Below are 17928 nucleotides of genomic sequence, written 5' to 3'. Positions count from 1 at the left end.
ATACAATGAAGAAGATTATAGCATCATGTGCAGTGTTAATCGTAATCGGCGGAATTGTTTTAAGCCTTTATAAGACAGATACTAAAAACTTTAAAAAGAACGTGTCCTACAATGTTGAAAAAATTGATACTTTAAAAGTATATACTGACTCATGGGATGTGAAGTTTAAAAAGAGTAATTTAAATAAGGCAACAATATCTGCTGAGGGGAAACAGAAAGATAAGGCTCCAGTTACATTTCAAGAAAATGGGAGAGATTTGGTCGTTAGTCAAAAAGAACAAAAGAATGGCGGCTTTTTGGATGGATTTACTTTTGGGAAGCAGGGCGGCACAATCTATATTAATGTTCCCAATTCAGGTATGAACAATATTGAAATAACCAATAAAGATGGGAATATACAATTAAGTGAAATTTCAGCTGAACATATTGTCGTTGATAATCATTCCGGTGATGAAAAAATCAATAATGTTTCGGCTCATACTGGAAAGTTTTCATCCAAGGATGGGGCGATAAGCGTTGAAAATAGTTCTTTTGAGAAATTAAATATAACATCTGCAAGCGGCGATAACGAGATGAAGGAAATACATAGTTCCAATGTAAAGGTTACTTCTAAAGATGGAGCGGTTTCAATCAAGGACATAACAGAAGGAACATCTTTATCAGTAAATACGAAATCAGGAGATATAGGTGTATCTTATAAAAAAGCGCCAACTTCACTTGCTGTTTTTGCTCAGAGTAATTCTGATGTAACGTTTGATCTAGATGGGCTTAATAAGAGCCATGATGGCGTAAAACTGAAAAAAGGTGAAATTGGCGCGGGAAGTAATAAAGTGAGTCTATCTAGTGAAGATGGTTCGATAAAGGTGAGATAAAAAGAGAAAAACACAAGACAACAATTCCCGCTATTGAAGAATGGTTGTCTTATTTGTTTGTATTTAAAATGTTTTGGAATATTTATCTCCTTTTGTATAAAAAATAATTATAATGAGATTAATTATCTGTATAATGATTGAAATAAACAGTGAATTAAGAATATCAGTTTTATATTTAAGGAGCGGAAAGCTTGGGTTACAAAATATTAATTGTAGAAGACGACCAATTCATAAGCGATATGGTAAGCGAAAGCTTAACGAAAGAAGGGTTTGAAGTAACAGCAGCTTTTGATGGTGAAGAAGCTTTAGACATATTGAACACCCAAAAGTTTGAGGTTATATTGTTGGATTTAATGCTTCCGAAGATAGATGGGATGGAATGTTTAAGAATGATTCGTTCCAAAAGTATGGTTCCCGTTCTTATCATGTCTGCAAAAGATGAAGATGTAGATAAGGCACTTGGTCTCGGCCTCGGGGCTGATGATTATATTTCTAAACCTTTTTCTATGCTGGAGGTAATAGCCAGAATTAAAGCAACCATTAGAAGAGAAAGACACTATAAGAGCTCCCTGTCTTCAAAGGAAGAAAAAATCATTAAAATAGGTGATTTAAGTGTTGACCTGCATGGCTTTTCTGTTAAAAAATTCAATGAAAAGATTAATCTCACAGCAAAAGAATTTAATATTTTAAAACTCTTTATTTCTAATCCTTCACAAGTATATACTAAGTCTCAACTTTATAAATCCGTATGGGAAGATGAGTATCATGGAGATGAGAATGTAATTAATGTTCATATTAGACGGCTTAGAGAGAAAATTGAGGACGATCCATCTCATCCAATGTACATAAAAACTTTGTGGGGAATCGGTTATAAGTTGGGAGATTTTTAAATTGTTTTATATGTTGGTTATTTTATTCATATGCTCTGCAGCAGTAAATATATTTCTTTTCCGAAGCCGATTAAATCTAAGGACTGAGATTAAATATATAAGAAATAAACTTCGAAAAGTTGTTAATGAAGAGACAGGCGAAAGATTATTGCTTAACACGGAAGATAAATATATAAAATCCTTGTTAATTCAAATAAACCGTCTTTTAGACCATAATCAAAAGATCAAAGGGAACTACAATAGTATTGAACTGTCCATGCGAAAAATGTTATCAAATATTTCACACGATTTAAAGACGCCTTTAACAGTTATACTAGGTTATATTGAAATGATAAATAACGATAAAAGTCTGACTTCGGAAAAGGTTATGAGTTTACTAAAAACAGTTAATTTAAAAACGGTCGAGGTATTAGCGTTAATAAACCGTTTTTTTGAACTTGTAAAATTAGAGTCAGGAGATAAAAAATTAAATTCTTCACGAATTGACATATGTGAAGTCAGCCGAAAAATAATTTTGGATTACTACGAAATTTTAATCAGCAAAGAATTTGAAGTAGTGATTGATATACCCGATGATTCTGTCTTTGTTAGCGGAGATGAAGATGCAATTGAGAGGGTTCTGAATAATTTAATTACGAATGCAATTCAATATGGTTCCGATGGTAAGATGGTGGGTTTAAAGATCAGAATAACTGATAATGATGTTTTTGTAGAAATATCAGATAAAGGAAAAGGAATAAATGAAATGCATAAAGACCGTGTCTTTGAACGAATGTACACATTGGAGGACTCGAGAAATACCAATTATCAGGGAAGCGGATTGGGGCTGACGATTACTAAGAGATTAGTAGAGCAAATGGAAGGAAGTATATCTTTAGATAGCGTGCCATTTCAAAAAACAATATTTTCTGTGTGTCTAAAACGTATTAGGTTCTAATAAAGCAATAAGGTTTCTTCTGTATACGTCTTCAAATCCCCTTTCTCTTTAATCTGAGAGGCTGACAACAGCCTCTTTTTTTACACACAAAAATCTGGCATGAATCTTGCATATAAAAAGGGGCGTAACGACAATGTGAAAGGGATTGATGGGTTTTGGTGTAAAAGCGCTTACATTTTGTTCTGCCGGTAATTGAAGCTTACACGTAAAATACGATGAGGTGATAAAACATGTCAGCCAACCCGCTTTCTAAAAGCAATCAGAAAGATGAAGAAAAAGAAGTTCTTAATTTGTTCTTGTCAACACAATCGATCATAAAAGAGGCCCTGCGCAAACTGGGGTACCCTGACAATATGTATGAATTGATGAAAGAGCCGATGCGGCTTTTGACCGTACGCATTCCCGTCAAAATGGACAATGGCTCAGTACAGGTTTTCACGGGCTACCGCTCACAGCATAATGACGCAGTCGGCCCGACAAAAGGAGGCGTGCGGTTTCATCCGGAAGTCAGTGAAGAAGAGGTTAAGGCGCTTTCGGTCTGGATGACTTTAAAATGCGGCATCACAAATCTTCCTTACGGGGGCGGAAAAGGCGGCATCATCTGTGATCCGCGGACGATGTCATTCGGAGAGCTGGAACGGCTGAGCCGCGGATATGTGCGCGCGATCAGCCAGATCGTCGGTCCGACAAAGGATATTCCGGCTCCCGACGTATATACCAACTCGCAGATTATGGCATGGATGATGGACGAATACAGCCGCCTGAGAGAATTTGATTCACCGGGATTCATTACGGGCAAACCGATCGTTCTCGGCGGTTCACAGGGGCGGGAGACAGCGACCGCGCAAGGCGTCACGATTTGTATTGAGGAAGCCGTTAAGAAAAAAGGGATTCCATTGGAAAATGCGCGGATCATCATTCAGGGGTTCGGAAATGCGGGGAGCTTTCTCGCTAAATTTATGCATGACGCCGGCGCCAAGGTGATCGGCATCTCAGACGCCCACGGCGCTTTGTATGACCCTGACGGCCTTGACATTGATTACCTGCTGGATAAGCGGGACAGCTTCGGCACGGTGACGAATCTCTTCTCGGATGTCATAACGAACCGGGAGCTGCTGGAAAAGGACTGTGATATTCTCGTGCCTGCCGCAATCTCCAATCAGATTACGGCTGAAAACGCCCATCACATTAAAGCCTCAATCATTGTGGAGGCGGCGAACGGGCCGACAACGATAGACGCCACGAAAATCCTGAATGAAAGAGGCGTGCTTCTCGTGCCGGATATTTTGGCAAGCGCCGGCGGCGTGACGGTGTCTTATTTTGAATGGGTGCAAAATAATCAAGGCTTTTACTGGTCTGAGGAGGAAGTCGCCGGAAAACTGCGCAACGTCATGGTGAATTCGTTTGAATCCATTTATCAGACAGCGCATACCCACAAAGTCGATATGCGTTTGGCCGCCTATATGACGGGCATCAGAAAGTCGGCTGAAGCGGCCCGGTTCCGCGGCTGGGTATAAGTGTTATCCGCAAAGAGATTTTGCATCAGTTAGCTAGCAGATCGCAAAATTTCTTTGCGTTTTCAGATTGCAGCTGACAAATTCGGACAAGCTTCGTCCGCTTTCGGCAAAGATTTTCTTATTTTTATCACAAATTGCTATGCTGGTATGCTTCTTGCATCTTCATAAAGCGTGAGCACACATTACAAAATACGGGGAGGAATTCTAATGACAGTTTCATACGCACACGAACCATTTACAAATTTTCAGGAAGAGACAAATAAACAATCGTTTCAGGAAGCGCTGGCTTATGTGAATTCACAGCTCGGCAAGCATTATCCGCTTATCATCAACGGTGAAGCGATTGAAACGGATAAAAAGATCATTTCCGTCAATCCGGCAGATAAAAAAGAAGTGATCGGTTCTGTATCGGCAGCCGGAAAAGAACTTGCGGAAAAGGCCATGCTGGCTGCGCTGCAGGCATTTCAAACATGGAAAAAAGTACGGCCGGAACACCGCGCGAATGTGCTGTTTAAAGCGGCGGCGATCATCCGCAGAAGAAAGCACGAATTCTCCGCGTATCTAGTGAAAGAAGCCGGAAAACCGTGGAAGGAAGCGGATGCTGATACGGCGGAAGCGATCGACTTTTTAGAGTATTATGCCCGTCAGATGCTGAAACTGAAAGACGGTTCCCCTGTAAAGAGCCGTGACGGAGAATTTAATCAGTATCACTATGAGCCGCTTGGGGTGGGAATCGTCATTTCTCCATTCAACTTCCCGCTTGCGATCATGGCGGGAACGGCGGCGGCAGCCATCGTAACAGGCAACACGATACTGCTGAAACCGGCGGATGCGGCGCCTGTCGTGGCGGCGAAATTTGTTGAAGTGATGAAAGAAGCGGGCCTGCCGGACGGCGTGCTCCAATTCATACCGGGCGACGGAGGAGAAATCGGCGACTATCTGGTTGAGCATCCGAAGACGAGATTTGTGTCGTTTACAGGCTCCCGCGCGGTCGGATGCCGCATCTATGAACGCGCCGCAAAAGTACAGCCGGGCCAAAAGTGGCTGAAACGGGTCATTGCCGAAATGGGAGGGAAAGATACGGTGCTTGTAGACAGAGATGCTGATCTTGATCTTGCCGCTTCCTCAATCGTGTATTCCGCCTTCGGATTCTCAGGCCAAAAATGTTCAGCCGGTTCGCGTGCGGTCATTCATCAGGACGTCTATGATGAAGTTGTTGAAAAAGCCGTCGCTTTAACAAAATCACTCACCGTCGGAAGTCCGGAAGATTTTGATACATACATGGGGCCAGTCATCCACGAAGCATCTTATAATAAAGTCATGAGGTATATCGAAATCGGCAAAACAGAAGGAAAACTCCTGACGGGAGGCGAAGGTGATGATTCAAAAGGATACTTTATTCAGCCGACCATTTTTGCGGATGTTGATGAAAACGCCCGCCTGATGCAGGAGGAAATTTTCGGGCCGGTCGTCGCGATCTCAAAAGCCCGTGATTTCGACCATATGCTTGAGATTGCCAATAATACCGATTACGGACTGACGGGCGCTCTGTTATCGAAAACCCGCGCGCACATTGAACGCGCCCGCGAAGATTTTCACGTCGGGAATCTATACTTCAACCGCGGATGTACGGGAGCGATTGTCGGATACCAGCCGTTCGGCGGCTTCAATATGTCAGGAACCGATTCAAAAGCCGGAGGACCTGACTATCTGATTCTTCATATGCAGGCAAAAACAACGTCTGAAGCCTATTAATCTTTCGGAAATAGCGCGATGAAAAAGAGAGTCGCGCTATTTTCTCTATATTAGGGTAAGGAGGATGGAACATGTATCAGCAGCTCAGCAAAATGCTTCCGGAGGAGAAAATAGAAGCCATTACAAAATCACTGGTAGCGTTAAACAGCATCAACGGCACATTGGGAGAAGGAAAAAAAGCCGACTATATCAAAGATATGATCAAGAGCTTTCCCTACTTTCAGGAGAACCCGTCACATGTGTGGGAGCAGGCGATTCCTGAGGACCCTTACGGCCGCAAAAATATTTTCGCATTTATTGAGGGAAACGGCGACAGCCTGAATACGGTCATTTATCACGCTCATCTTGATACGGTCGGCATCGAGGATTTCGGCCCTTTAAAAGATATCGCTTTTGATTCCGACCGTCTCGCGGAGTATTTCTCAAACTATGAATTTGATCGTGATGTGCAGCGGGACGCCCGCTCAGGCGAGTGGATGTTCGGAAGGGGTTCGGTTGATATGCAGAGCGGTATTGCCGTTCATCTCGCCAATCTGCTTCACTTTTCTGAGCGGCGCGATCAGCTGCCGGGCCATATTCTGTTCATGGCAAACCCGGATGAAGAAAGCCAGCATTCCGGCATTTTAACGAGCATTTCTGAATTAAAACGGCTGAAACAAGAAAAGCAGCTTCGTTATTTAGCAGCGATTAATAACGATTTTATCACCCCGCTGTATGAAGGTGACACGACAAGGTACATCTACACGGGCGCGGCAGGGAAGCTTTTGCCTTGCTTTGCGATTTACGGGCGGGAGGTGCATGTCGGAGATACGCTGTCCGGCATCGACCCGAATTTGATCGCGTCAGAAATCACCAGAAGAATTCACAACAATATTCATATGGCGGAAAACATTGAAGGGGAGCTTGTGCTTCCGCCGACCTGCCTCTACCAGCGTGACAACAAGGAAGCGTATAACGTGCAGACCGCCGTCAGCAGCTATGTCTATTTTAATTATTTTATTTACGAGAAAACCGCCAAAGAAGTCATGGATCAGCTGACTGCGGTGGCTGACGAAGCCTGCAAAGAGACAGAACGAAAATTATCTGATTATTACGACGAATACTGTGAGAGAACGAGCCTGCCGAAAAAAGAGATGTCATGGAACGTTCAAGTGTACAGTCTGGAAGATTATCTGAAAAGGCTGAGAAGCCGCGGGATAGACCCGGCGCAGTGTATCGAGCAGGCATTTAAAACATATGAACATCTTGAACTGCGGATGAGATGCTTTAAAGCCGTCGAGGAACTGCAAAAACTCGATCCTGAGCAGGGAGCCAAGGTCATTATTTTCTATGCGCCGCCTTACCTTCCGCACAATTATCTGAAGGAAGAGAGCACACGGGACCGGCTTTTGCAGCATGTCATTCAAGAAGCCGTCGATAAAACAGCGGCGTCAACCGGAGAAACCTTCGCCTTTAAAAAGTTTTTCCCTTATTTAGCGGACGGAAGCTTTTTATCGCTGCATGAAACAGACGCAGAGGTCTCCGCCTTTACCGATAATTTTCCGGGCTGGGATGTCATCGGGACGATTCCTTTTAAAGAAATCAGGGAATTGAATATTCCGTCGGTCAATATAGGGGTATACGGAAAGGACGGCCATAAATGGACGGAACGCGTGTACAAGCCGTACACATTCCATGTGCTGCCGGAGCTCATTCAGCAGACGACAATGCACCTTTTGCACAGCTACCGATTAGACATACGCACAAATGGCTGACATAACGGAATAAGGGGGATGTATATGCAGGGAGATACCAATCAAACTGAATTGCAGCGCACGATGAAGGGCCGGCATTTGTTTATGATCGCCCTCGGCGGCGTGATCGGGACGGGGCTTTTTCTGGGCTCCGGTTTTACGATCAGTGAAGCGGGACCGATCGGCGCGATATTGGCTTATGTGATCGGCGGATTTTTAATGTATCTGGTGATGCTTTGTTTGGGGGAGCTCGCGGTCGCCATGCCGGTCGCAGGATCATTTCAGGCGTATGCCGCAAAGTTTCTCGGGCCGTCGACGGGTTTTACGATCGGATGGATGTACGCATTCAGCTGGGCCAATACAGTGGGGCTTGAACTGACGTCGGCGGGGATTTTAATGCAGCGGTGGTTTCCGGCCGTTCCGATTTGGGTGTGGTGCCTTGTATTCGGCGTCGTCATTTTTTCCATTAACGCGCTGTCTGCGCGGAGTTTTGCGGAAATGGAATTTTGGTTTTCCAGCATTAAGGTCATGGCCATTGTATTGTTTATTATTCTCGGCTGCGCTGCGGTATTCGGCTTTGTCGGTTTTAACGGCGGGCAGACGGCTCCGTATCTGTCAAACTTTACGACGGACAAAGGGCTTTTCCCGAACGGCGCCCAAGCCGTGCTGTTTACCCTTGTCATGGTGAATTTTTCATTCCAGGGCACCGAACTGGTCGGAATCGCCTCGGGAGAAAGCGAAAATCCGGAAAAAACGCTTCCCCGCTCGATCCGAAACGTCATATGGCGGACGCTGTTTTTCTTCGTGCTGGCGATGTTTGTTCTCGTGTCCATTTTGCCGTACCAAACGGCAGGCGTCATCGAAAGTCCGTTTGTGGCTGTGCTGGATAAAATCGGCGTTCCCTATGCGGCTGATATCATGAACTTTGTCATTCTGACCGCCATGCTGTCGGTGGCGAATTCCGGACTGTATGCTTCGTCCAGAATGATGTGGTCCCTGTCAAAAACTAAGATGGGCCCCGCTTCCTTAACGAAACTGACGAAAAAAGGCGTGCCTCTGAAAGCTCTTTCCATCACCATCGCCATCTCCGGTTTATCCCTGCTGACAAGTGTATTCGCGGCTGAAACGGTGTATGTGTGGCTCATTTCCATCTCCGGTATGATTACCGTCGTCGCGTGGATGTCAATCTGCGCTTCACAATTCGTTTTCCGGAGACGCTTTCTCGCTGAAGGAGGAAATCTGAAAGACCTGGCGTTTAAAACGCCTCTTTATCCGATCGTGCCGATTCTCGGATTTTCGGTTTACGGTCTTATCTTAATCAGTCTCATTTTTATCCCCGACCAGCGTATCGGTCTGTACTGCGGCGTCCCGCTGATGATCATCTGTTACGCGTATTATCACTTCGGTATCAAAAAACGCCTGAAGCGTGAGCCGGCTTCTTCGGAAAAAGGCGCTGCCGGATAAGAAAAAAAGCCCTCCGCTTAAAGCGGCGGGCTTTACTTTGTTTTCCGTTTTGCCGACAGCACATAGGATAGAACGGCACAGAACTCAAAACCGAAAATGCTGACGGCCATCGGCCAGGCATTTTCTTCTCCGGCAATACCGACAAGGGGAGCGGCAGCCGCACCGCCGATAAAGGGCAGGAGTCCGAGAAGAGCCGCAGCGCTTCCCGCGCCTTTCTCCTGTTTCTGCATAGCCAAAGAAAATCCCGTCGTCGTGACGATCCCGACAGAAGAAACAATGATGAATAAAGAAATGCAGACCGCCGTCAGGCCTAAACCAAACGCAAGTGATAAAAGCAAAGCGATGCTTCCGATGACGGCGATCAACAGCCCGGAGACAAACAGCTTCCGTTCATCATGTGTTTTAGCCATCCGTCCGGTGATTTGGGTGGCGCATATGATTCCCGCACCGTTTACGGCGAACAGCAGGCTGAACATTTGCGCTGATACGCCGTAGATGTTTTGCAGTACAAACGGCGACCCGGCAATGTATGCGAACATGCCGGTCATCACAAATGCCTGGCTGAGCGCAAATCCCATAAACATCCGGTCGCCAAGCAGGCCGCGAAACGTCATCAGCGTCTCCCGGAGTCCGCCGCTTGTCCGCTTTTCCGGCGGGAGTGATTCAGGCAACGCCGTAAGCACGGCGGCAGAAATGATACAGCCGATCACCGCCAGCACGATAAATACGATTTTCCAGCCGGCGAACTGAAGGATAAATCCCCCTGTAATCGGCGCTAAAATCGGCGCCGCCCCATTGACGAGCATCAGTAATGAGAAAAAAGCCGTCAATTCTTTTCCGGAATACATATCGCGTGCGGAAGCCCGTGCGATGACGATTCCGGCCGCCCCGGTGAATCCTTGAATAAACCTCATGACAATTAAAAACGAAACAGAAGGGCTGAAGGCGCATAATAAAGAAGACAGCGTATAAAGCAGCAATGACAGAATCAGCGGCTTCCGGCGCCCGATCATATCACTGAGCGGCCCGACAACGATCTGCCCGACCGCCAGCCCCAAAAGACAAAACGTCAGGCTCAGCTGCGCAAGTGACGCTGTCGTATGAAGATCGGCCGCCACTTCAGGCAAAGCGGGCAGATACATATCGAGCGAAAGCGGCCCGAATGAAGCGAGCGTCCCGAGAATCAGTACCATGCCGAGGCCTGCGCGGGCGGCCTTTGAATCAGCGTTATTCATTCCATGACCCCCACCTTAACAAATGATTCTATCACTATAGCATAACCGGACGGCGTATTTTATATTATTTGTTGAATATAAACTAAATATTTTATTTAAAATCTGAATGTAAATAAAAAATCAGAATTGGTTTTCATGTGAAATGTAAAATGAAACATAAGGATGCTAAACTATAAAACAACAAAAAGTAGAAAAGTTTTACGGAAGAGGTGTTCACAGAGCATGAACAGCAAACAAACCGATCACATCGAAACGAAACGCCGATTTCCGATCTGTCTCGCGCTTGCTTTGACATTAGGCGTATTTGCCGCCGGTTCTGAAGAGCTGGTGATTTCTCCGCTGCTTCCGGATTTGGCGCGGGCTTTCAGCTCGGATGTCAGTGTGCTGGCGCTTTCCATCAGTATTTACGGAGTGATGATTTTTATCGGCGCTCCGCTTCTCGTTCCGCTGGGAGATAAATATTCCCGGGAACTCAGCCTGCTGGCGGGGCTGCTTATATTTACGGCCGGCACGGTGATCTGCGCGCTGGCGCACAATCTCTTTTTCTTCTTTCTGGGCAGGGCGCTTTCCGGGCTTGCGGCGGGTGCGTTTGTGCCGACAGCATATGCGGTGGTCGGCGACCGTGTGCCTTATGCGTACCGCGGCAAGGTGATGGGTCTGATCGTGTCAAGCTGGTCGCTCGCTTTGATTTTCGGCGTTCCGATCGGCTCTTTTATCGGCGGTGTTTTGAATTGGCGGTGGACGTTTTGGATTTTCGCCCTGATGTCTGTCCTCGTTGCTTCGCTCATTTTCATTGAGGCGCGCCGCAGTACGGCGGATGGGGATAAAACAGAAGAGGAAAACGGACGGCAGGCAGGCACTTTCCGGGATGCGCTGAAGGTGCCCCGTGTCCCTGTATACCTCACGATCACTTTTTGCAACATGATCGGTTTTTACGGCATGTATTCCTTTCTCGGCACATATCTTTACCGCGTGCTGCCGGGGGGGAATACAGCTTCAGGGCTGCTGATCATGGTGTACGGAATCGGTTTTTCCATGAGCGTGTTCACCGGAAAAATCGCAGATAAGGCGGGGAAAATGCGCTCTTTGATCGCGGCATTGGCCGTGATCAGCATATGGCTTTCCTGTCTCGCCTATGCGCCGTCATCAATGCCGTTTTTGGTCATCGGGTTATTCGTCTGGGGATTGATGCAAAGCCTGACGGTGACCTTGCTCAGCACCATTTTAAGTGATTGCTCACAGAGCCGCCGGGGTAAAATCATGGCATTTTACAGTCTGGCGTCCAATTTGGCCGTGACCTTGGGTTCGGCTGTCATGGGTCCGGTCTACGTCGGATACGGATATGCAGCTGTCGGATTTATCTGTGCGGCCGTCACCCTCATCGGCTTTGTCCTCAGCGTTTTCGCATACAGAAGGTATGGAAAATATGAGCATCGGACCGACCAATCATTGTATCGGTAAAATAAAGTTTCTATAATTTTGTAAATGTTAATTTTTAGCACCCTATTTCATAGGGTGTTTTCTAATATATAGGAATAATTATCAATATTTTCAAATAATATTGACAGCTTGAACGTCTATGGATAATATTTACTTAAAATTTAACAGATTGGTTGGTGCTCATGATTATATTGGATAATAGCATTCAAACGAAAAGCAAGGCTTATTCAATATCTAAACTGATTACGATCAACACGCTCGGTCCTGAAGGGACAAGCAGTGAGTACGCAGCAAAAAACTTCATCACCAATTTTACCCTTCTCCAAGGGGTGAACAGTAAATTATCACTGCATGATACATTTGAATCGTGCATTGAAAAAACGCTTCAAAGTCCGCTGGAATACACAATTGTGCCTCACGCGTATGACGGCATTAAGCACTTCTACATGAGACCGGATCTGCAGCTTCTGCAAATTTTCAGGTGCGACACCCCGATGTACGGCCTGGCTGTCCGGCCCGGTTTTGAATATACGGATGACATGCTTGATAAGGCTGTCATCGTATCCCACCCGTCTCCTATCAATTTGATTAAGTATTTTACCCGTAAAGATGTCACGTTTGATCTGGTGAACTCAACGAGCGCAGCCGCGAAAAGAGTGAAGGACGGTTTGTCCGACATCGCGCTGACAAATGAGCTGGCCAGACAAAAGTACGGCCTTCACTTTGTCAAAACATTTAAAAGCATTCCCATGAGCTGGTCATTATTCGGAAAAGGAGAGATTCATGATGAAAACTGAACAAGATTTGCAGGAACTTTATTTCCCGACGCCTAAATTAATAGAATGGGATAACGGAGTAAGACAATATTCGTCCGTCAGAGGCGATACGGAAGTTCTGCTTTCTTACGTTCCGTCGCATACAAACGTGGAACCGCATCAGCATAAGGAAGTCCAAATCGGCCTTGTCGTTTCCGGCGAGCTGTCCATGACTGTCGGAGATGTCACAAGAAAGATGACCGCGCTGGAATCAGCCTATATCGCGCCTCCTAACGTGCCTCACGGCGCAAGAAATGAGACGGATCAAGAAGTGATCGCCATTGATATTAAACGCCTGAAAGCCGGTGAAACCTACACAAGCCCCGAGGACTATTTTTTGAATATTTTTAAAACGAGAGACTTATTGCCTGGGATGGAAGTCACGTTCTTCGTGGAAGACTGGGTGGAAATCATGCTTGCCAACATTCCGGGCAATGGAGGAGAAATGCCGTTTCATAAACACCGCAATGAACAGATCGGCATCTGCATCGGCGGCGGCTATGATATGACCATTGAAGGCTGCAAAGTGGATATGACATTCGGCACAGCTTATTTCTGCGATCCGAGAGAAGATCACGGCGCCATCAACAGATTTGAAAAAGATTCAAAATCAGTCAATATCTTTTTCCCTCCGCGCTATAACAGAGCAAAAGCGAAAAAATTAGAGGCGAAAGAGTCATGAACCTGACGGATAAAACCGTCCTCATCACAGGGGGCGCATCAGGCATCGGTTATGCCGCGGTTCAGGCGTTTCTGAATCAGCAGGCGAATGTGGTCGTCGCGGATATTGATGAGGCGCAGGGAGAAGCGATGATCCGGAAAGAAAACAATGACAGGCTGCACTTTGTCCGGACGGATATTACAGATGAACCGGCATGTCAAAACGCCATCCGGTCAGCGGTTGACAAGTTCGGCGGATTGGATGTGTTAATCAATAACGCCGGCATCGAAATTGTCGCGCCGATTCATGAGATGGAGCTGAGCGATTGGAACAAGGTGCTTAATGTCAATCTGACGGGCATGTTTCTTATGAGCAAGCACGCGCTCAAGTATATGCTCAAAAGCGGCAAGGGCAATATCATTAACACGTGCTCCGTCGGAGGAGTCGTTGCATGGCCCGACATTCCCGCATATAACGCCTCTAAAGGCGGCGTATTGCAGCTGACGCGTTCGATGGCCGTCGATTACGCCAAACACAACATCCGCGTCAATTGCGTGTGCCCGGGAATCATTGACACACCTTTGAATGAAAAGTCGTTCCTTGAAAACAACGAAGGCACGCTTGAAGAAATCAAAAAAGAAAAAGCGAAAGTCAATCCGCTGCTGAGACTCGGCAAGCCTGAAGAAATAGCGAACGTCATGCTGTTTCTCGCGTCGGATTTATCAAGCTATATGACCGGAAGCGCGATCACCGCAGACGGTGGATACACCGCACAATAGAGAAGGAGTGTTTACATATGGAGAGAAAAACAGTATTGGTCATTGCTGATCTTGGAGGCTGCCCGCCGCACATGTTTTATAAAAGCGCTGCTGAAAAATATAACCTGGTCAGCTTTATTCCAAGGCCTTTTGCAATTACAGCCTCTCATGCAGCTTTGATTGAAAAATACTCGGTCGCGGTCATTAAAGATAAAGACTATTTTAAGAGTCTGGCTGATTTTGAGCATCCCGATTCGATTTACTGGGCTCATGAAGATCATGACAAACCTGAGGAAGAAGTAGTCGAAGAAATCGTCAAGGTGGCCGGCATGTTCGCGGTTGACGCCATTACGACCAACAATGAACTGTTTATCGCTCCGATGGCAAAAGCGTGTGAACGTCTCGGCCTGCGGGGAGCGGGCGTACAGGCCGCTGAAAATGCCAGAGATAAAAACAAAATGAGAGCCGCCTTCAACCGGGCCGGCGTCAAATCCATCAAAAACAAACGGGTGACGACGCTGGAAGATTTCCGCGCCGCGCTTCAGGAAATCGGAACGCCGCTCATTCTGAAGCCTACATATCTGGCGAGCTCCATCGGCGTGACGCTTATCAAAGAGATGGAAACGGCCGAAGCCGAATTTAACAGAGTCAATGAATACCTGAAGTCGATCAACGTACCGAAAGCGGTCACGTTTGAAGCGCCGTTTATCGCGGAAGAATTTTTGCAGGGCGAGTATGACGACTGGTACGAAACAAGCGGTTATTCCGACTATATCAGCATAGAAGGCATCATGGCCGACGGAGAATACTTCCCTGTCGCGATTCATGATAAAACACCGCAAATCGGATTCACGGAGACATCGCATATTACGCCGTCCATCCTGGATGATGACGCGAAGCGAAAAATCGTCGAAGCAGCCAAAAAGGCGAATGAAGGACTAGGCCTCGAAAACTGCGCAACACATACAGAGATTAAATTAATGAAAAACCGGGAAGCCGGACTGATTGAATCAGCGGCACGATTTGCGGGCTGGAACATGATTCCGAATATTAAAAAGGTCTTCGGCGTCGATATGGCGCAGCTGTTATTGGATGTTCTCTGTTTCGGAAAAGAAGCCGATCTGCCGAAAGGATTATTGGAGCAGGAGCCATGCTATGTCGCCGACTGCCACTTGTATCCTCAGCATTTCAAAGAGAACGGCCAGCTGCCTGAGACGGCTGTCGATTTCGTCATTGAAAGCATTGACATTCCCGACGGCGTCTTAAAGGGAGACACCGAAATCGTTTCTTTCTCGGCGGCCGAGGCGGGTACGTCCGTGGATCTGCGGCTGTTCGAAGCGTTCAACAGCATTGCGGCGTTCGAGCTGAAAGGAAGCAATTCGGGTGACGTGGCCGAATCAATCAAACAAATTCAGCAGCAGGCGAAGCTGACTGCAAAGTATGCGTTACCGGTATGAAACAGCTGAAACCGAACTCTAAGTATTTGCTTTTCGGGCAGGCGCTTTCGTTTATGGGAGACTATTGCGTTCTCCCGGCCCTGCTCATTTTGTCTACATACTATCACGACTACTGGGTGACGTCCGGCGTCATCGCGGTCCGCAGTATTCCGATGGTGTTTCAGCCGTTTTTAGGCGTGCTCGTGGACCGGCTCGACAGGGTGAAAATCATGCTGTGGACGGATGTGATCAGAGGTATCATCTTTTTGGGGCTGACATTTCTCCCGAAAGGCGAATATCCGCTGCTTTTTCTGGCGCTGCTGTTTGTTTCTTACGGAAGCGGCGTGTTTTTTAATCCGGCACGTCTCGCGGTCATGTCGTCTTTAGAAGCGGATATTAAAAATATCAACACTTTGTTTGCAAAAGCCACGACGATTTCGATTATTGTCGGCGCTGCAGCCGGCGGACTTTTTCTGTTAGGCGGTTCTGTGGAGCTTGCCGTCGCGTTTAACGGGGTGACCTATCTTGTCTCCGCGTTTTTCATCAGCCGCATTAAGCTTCAATACGTGCCGATTCAGTCAGAAAACGTGAGAGAAGCTTTTCAGTCGTTTAAAGAAGGCCTGAAGGAAATCAAAACAAATGCTTTTGTGTTAAACGCCATGTTCACGATGATTACGATGGCGCTTTTGTGGGGTGTCGTCTACAGCTATTTCCCGATTGTCAGCCGCTTTTTAGGCGACGGGGAAATCGGCAATTTCATCCTGACGTTCTGTATCGGCTTCGGCGGCTTTATCGGCGCCGCTCTTGTCAGCAAATGGGGCTTTAACAACAATAAAGGGCTGATGTATTTTACAGTGTTATCGATCGTCTCGCTTGCGCTGTTTTTGTTTACCCCGATTTTCGTCTTGTCAGTCATTGCCGCCATTCTTTTCTTTATCGCAATGGAATACGGTGAGGTGTTGGCGAAGGTCAAAGTTCAGGAGAACGCGGCGAACCAGATTCAGGGCCGGATTTTTTCGGTGGCGGAGGCCTCCATCGGATTGTGCATCGCCGTCGGTTCCATGCTGATCAACATTGTAGACGCGGCAGTCATCATGGCGTTTATCGTCCTTATGGTCAGCGGACTGTTTCTGCATACAAAACTGGTCAATAAATCCTTTTCAGAACGGAATAACGAATCAGAGCAAATTCATTTATAAGGAGCCTTTCAGATGGAAATCATACCGTCCGACGTCATCAAGACACTTCCGAAACAGGAATTTTCGCTCGTTTTTCAAAAGGTAAAAGAGATGGAGAAAACGGGAGCCCAGATCATTAATCTCGGCCAGGGGAATCCCGATCTCCCCACTCCGCCGCATATCGTTGAAACTTTGCGGGAGGCTGCGCTGAATCCTTCGTACCACGGATACGGCCCGTTCAGAGGCTATCCGTTTCTGAAAGAAGCCATCGCGGAATTTTATGAGAGAGAGTACGGGGTATCGGTCAATCCGGAGACAGAAGTCGCGCTGTTCGGCGGAGGGAAAGCTGGTTTGTACGTTTTGACGCAATGCCTGCTGAACCCCGGCGATATCGCCTTAGTCCCGAACCCCGGCTACCCTGAGTATTTATCGGGCATTACAATGGCCAGAGCGGAGCTGCATGAGATGCCGCTTCATCCGGAAAACGGCTATTTGCCGGATTTTGAGCGGATTGATCCCGCCGTCCTGAAAAAAGCCAAGCTGATGTTTTTGAATTACCCGAATAACCCGACGGGCGCAACTGCGGATCAGGCGTTTTATGAAAAAGCGGCTGCGTTTGCAAAAAAACATGACATCCACCTTATTCACGATTTTGCATACGGCGCGTTCGAATTTGATCAGAACCCGGCCAGCTTTCTTCAGGCGAAAGAAGCGAAAACGGTCGGCGCGGAGCTTTATTCATTTTCGAAAACCTTCAATATGGCAGGCTGGAGAATGGCATTTGCCGTGGGCAATGAGAAAATCATTCAGGCGGTCAATGAGTTTCAGGATCACGTCTTCGTCGGCATGTTCGGCGGTCTTCAGCAGGCGGCAGCGGCGGCGCTGTCAGGAAATCCTGAGCATACGGAGCGTCTGAAGCGCACATATAAAGAACGGATTGACTTTTTCACGGCGTTATGTGAAAAGGAATTAGGCTGGAGCATTGAAAAACCGAAAGGGACTTTTTATGTTTGGGCTGAAATTCCGAATGAATTCGAGTCCTCACACCAGTTTTCGGACTATCTGCTGGAGCATGCCCATGTTGTCGTGACGCCCGGCGAGATTTTCGGCAGCGGCGGAAAGCGTTATGTCAGAATATCAATGGTGGCCAAGCAGGGCGATTTGAGGGAATTCGTGCTGCGGATTCAAAAGCTCGGTTTGTCCTTTCCTTCATTACAAGAAACATCCCGCTGAGAGC

General features: G+C 46.8%; 15 protein-coding genes. 14 read left to right on the top strand and 1 reads right to left on the bottom strand.

Translation table 11 applies throughout. The features are described 5' to 3' along the window. The first annotated feature begins 5 nt into the window (after nucleotides 1–5). From K3G25_RS13145 to K3G25_RS13115, 7 genes are all read left to right on the top strand, one after another. Nucleotides 6–872, top strand: a complete 867-nt coding sequence (locus tag K3G25_RS13145) for a DUF4097 family beta strand repeat-containing protein (protein ID WP_160216628.1) — start codon at nucleotides 6–8, stop codon at nucleotides 870–872. A gap of 191 nt (nucleotides 873–1063) precedes the next feature. Further along, nucleotides 1064–1762, top strand: coding sequence for a response regulator transcription factor (locus K3G25_RS13140; RefSeq protein ID WP_014419158.1), 699 nt, complete (start codon nucleotides 1064–1066; stop codon nucleotides 1760–1762). A 1-nt stretch (nucleotide 1763) separates the two neighbouring features. Next, nucleotides 1764–2699, top strand: coding sequence for a sensor histidine kinase (locus tag K3G25_RS13135; RefSeq protein ID WP_061861639.1), 936 nt, complete (start codon nucleotides 1764–1766; stop codon nucleotides 2697–2699). Between the two features lie 230 nt (nucleotides 2700–2929). After that, a complete protein-coding gene (locus K3G25_RS13130) occupies nucleotides 2930–4216 on the top strand; it encodes a Glu/Leu/Phe/Val family dehydrogenase (protein ID WP_232489341.1) in 1287 nt (428 codons plus the stop codon). A gap of 207 nt (nucleotides 4217–4423) precedes the next feature. Continuing rightward, the gene (pruA, locus tag K3G25_RS13125; RefSeq protein WP_022553947.1) at nucleotides 4424–5971 is read left to right on the top strand and encodes an L-glutamate gamma-semialdehyde dehydrogenase; all 1548 of its coding nucleotides are present in this window, start codon (nucleotides 4424–4426) and stop codon (nucleotides 5969–5971) included. Nucleotides 5972–6042: 71 nt separating this feature from the next. Then, nucleotides 6043–7725, top strand: a complete 1683-nt coding sequence (locus K3G25_RS13120; protein ID WP_022553946.1) for a M20 family metallopeptidase — start codon at nucleotides 6043–6045, stop codon at nucleotides 7723–7725. 24 nt (nucleotides 7726–7749) lie between these two features. Beyond that, a complete protein-coding gene (locus K3G25_RS13115; protein ID WP_012118711.1) occupies nucleotides 7750–9168 on the top strand; it encodes an amino acid permease in 1419 nt (472 codons plus the stop codon). 32 nt (nucleotides 9169–9200) lie between these two features. On the opposite strand, the gene K3G25_RS13110 is transcribed toward K3G25_RS13115, so the two are convergent. After that, on the bottom strand, nucleotides 9201–10403 hold the full coding sequence (locus K3G25_RS13110) for a multidrug effflux MFS transporter (protein ID WP_014419153.1): 1203 nt from the start codon (nucleotides 10401–10403) through the stop codon (nucleotides 9201–9203). Between the two features lie 222 nt (nucleotides 10404–10625). Here K3G25_RS13110 and K3G25_RS13105 point away from each other — a divergent pair, with 222 nt between their 5' ends. From K3G25_RS13105 to K3G25_RS13075, 7 genes are all read left to right on the top strand, one after another. Then, the gene (locus K3G25_RS13105; protein WP_100262071.1) at nucleotides 10626–11864 is read left to right on the top strand and encodes an MFS transporter; all 1239 of its coding nucleotides are present in this window, start codon (nucleotides 10626–10628) and stop codon (nucleotides 11862–11864) included. A 161-nt stretch (nucleotides 11865–12025) separates the two neighbouring features. Continuing rightward, complete coding sequence (locus K3G25_RS13100) at nucleotides 12026–12640, top strand: bacilysin biosynthesis protein BacA (RefSeq protein ID WP_017418682.1); 615 nt, start codon at nucleotides 12026–12028, stop codon at nucleotides 12638–12640. Then, the gene (locus K3G25_RS13095; protein ID WP_100262070.1) at nucleotides 12630–13340 is read left to right on the top strand and encodes a 3-((4R)-4-hydroxycyclohexa-1,5-dien-1-yl)-2-oxopropanoate isomerase; all 711 of its coding nucleotides are present in this window, start codon (nucleotides 12630–12632) and stop codon (nucleotides 13338–13340) included. Before K3G25_RS13100 ends, K3G25_RS13095 begins: the two co-directional genes overlap by 11 nt. Next, nucleotides 13337–14098: a dihydroanticapsin 7-dehydrogenase gene (gene bacC, locus K3G25_RS13090; RefSeq protein WP_017418684.1), complete on the top strand. Its 762-nt coding sequence runs from the start codon at nucleotides 13337–13339 to the stop codon at nucleotides 14096–14098. Before K3G25_RS13095 ends, bacC begins: the two co-directional genes overlap by 4 nt. A gap of 17 nt (nucleotides 14099–14115) precedes the next feature. Then, nucleotides 14116–15534: an alanine--anticapsin ligase gene (locus K3G25_RS13085; protein ID WP_014419149.1), complete on the top strand. Its 1419-nt coding sequence runs from the start codon at nucleotides 14116–14118 to the stop codon at nucleotides 15532–15534. Further along, nucleotides 15531–16712: a bacilysin exporter BacE gene (locus K3G25_RS13080; protein ID WP_029972889.1), complete on the top strand. Its 1182-nt coding sequence runs from the start codon at nucleotides 15531–15533 to the stop codon at nucleotides 16710–16712. The genes K3G25_RS13085 and K3G25_RS13080 overlap by 4 nt, the downstream gene beginning before the upstream one ends. 12 nt (nucleotides 16713–16724) lie before the next feature. After that, entirely contained in the window at nucleotides 16725–17924 is a 1200-nt protein-coding gene (locus tag K3G25_RS13075; protein WP_021494772.1) for a transaminase BacF, read from the top strand. Nucleotides 17925–17928 lie beyond the last annotated feature (4 nt).

The sequence above is a fragment of the Bacillus sp. FCW2 genome (assembly GCF_021228595.1).
GTDB classification, from domain to species: domain Bacteria; phylum Bacillota; class Bacilli; order Bacillales; family Bacillaceae; genus Bacillus; species Bacillus velezensis.
Note: the sequence above shows the minus strand (reverse complement) of the source record. Positions and strands in the feature narration are given on the sequence as shown.

Excerpts from the sequence above, each read along its gene's own strand:
- K3G25_RS13105 (WP_100262071.1), top strand. The coding sequence starts at position 10,626 with ATGAACAGCAAACAAACCGATCACATCGAAACGAAACGCCGATTTCCG.
- K3G25_RS13080 (WP_029972889.1), top strand. The coding sequence starts at position 15,531 with ATGAAACAGCTGAAACCGAACTCTAAGTATTTGCTTTTCGGGCAGGCG.
- K3G25_RS13085 (WP_014419149.1), top strand. The coding sequence starts at position 14,116 with ATGGAGAGAAAAACAGTATTGGTCATTGCTGATCTTGGAGGCTGCCCG.
- K3G25_RS13130 (WP_232489341.1), top strand. The coding sequence starts at position 2,930 with ATGTCAGCCAACCCGCTTTCTAAAAGCAATCAGAAAGATGAAGAAAAA.
- K3G25_RS13095 (WP_100262070.1), top strand. The coding sequence starts at position 12,630 with ATGAAAACTGAACAAGATTTGCAGGAACTTTATTTCCCGACGCCTAAA.
- K3G25_RS13100 (WP_017418682.1), top strand. The coding sequence starts at position 12,026 with ATGATTATATTGGATAATAGCATTCAAACGAAAAGCAAGGCTTATTCA.
- K3G25_RS13115 (WP_012118711.1), top strand. The coding sequence starts at position 7,750 with ATGCAGGGAGATACCAATCAAACTGAATTGCAGCGCACGATGAAGGGC.
- K3G25_RS13145 (WP_160216628.1), top strand. The coding sequence starts at position 6 with ATGAAGAAGATTATAGCATCATGTGCAGTGTTAATCGTAATCGGCGGA.
- K3G25_RS13110 (WP_014419153.1), bottom strand. The coding sequence starts at position 10,403 with ATGAATAACGCTGATTCAAAGGCCGCCCGCGCAGGCCTCGGCATGGTA.
- K3G25_RS13120 (WP_022553946.1), top strand. The coding sequence starts at position 6,043 with ATGTATCAGCAGCTCAGCAAAATGCTTCCGGAGGAGAAAATAGAAGCC.
- bacC (WP_017418684.1), top strand. The coding sequence starts at position 13,337 with ATGAACCTGACGGATAAAACCGTCCTCATCACAGGGGGCGCATCAGGC.
- pruA (WP_022553947.1), top strand. The coding sequence starts at position 4,424 with ATGACAGTTTCATACGCACACGAACCATTTACAAATTTTCAGGAAGAG.
- K3G25_RS13075 (WP_021494772.1), top strand. The coding sequence starts at position 16,725 with ATGGAAATCATACCGTCCGACGTCATCAAGACACTTCCGAAACAGGAA.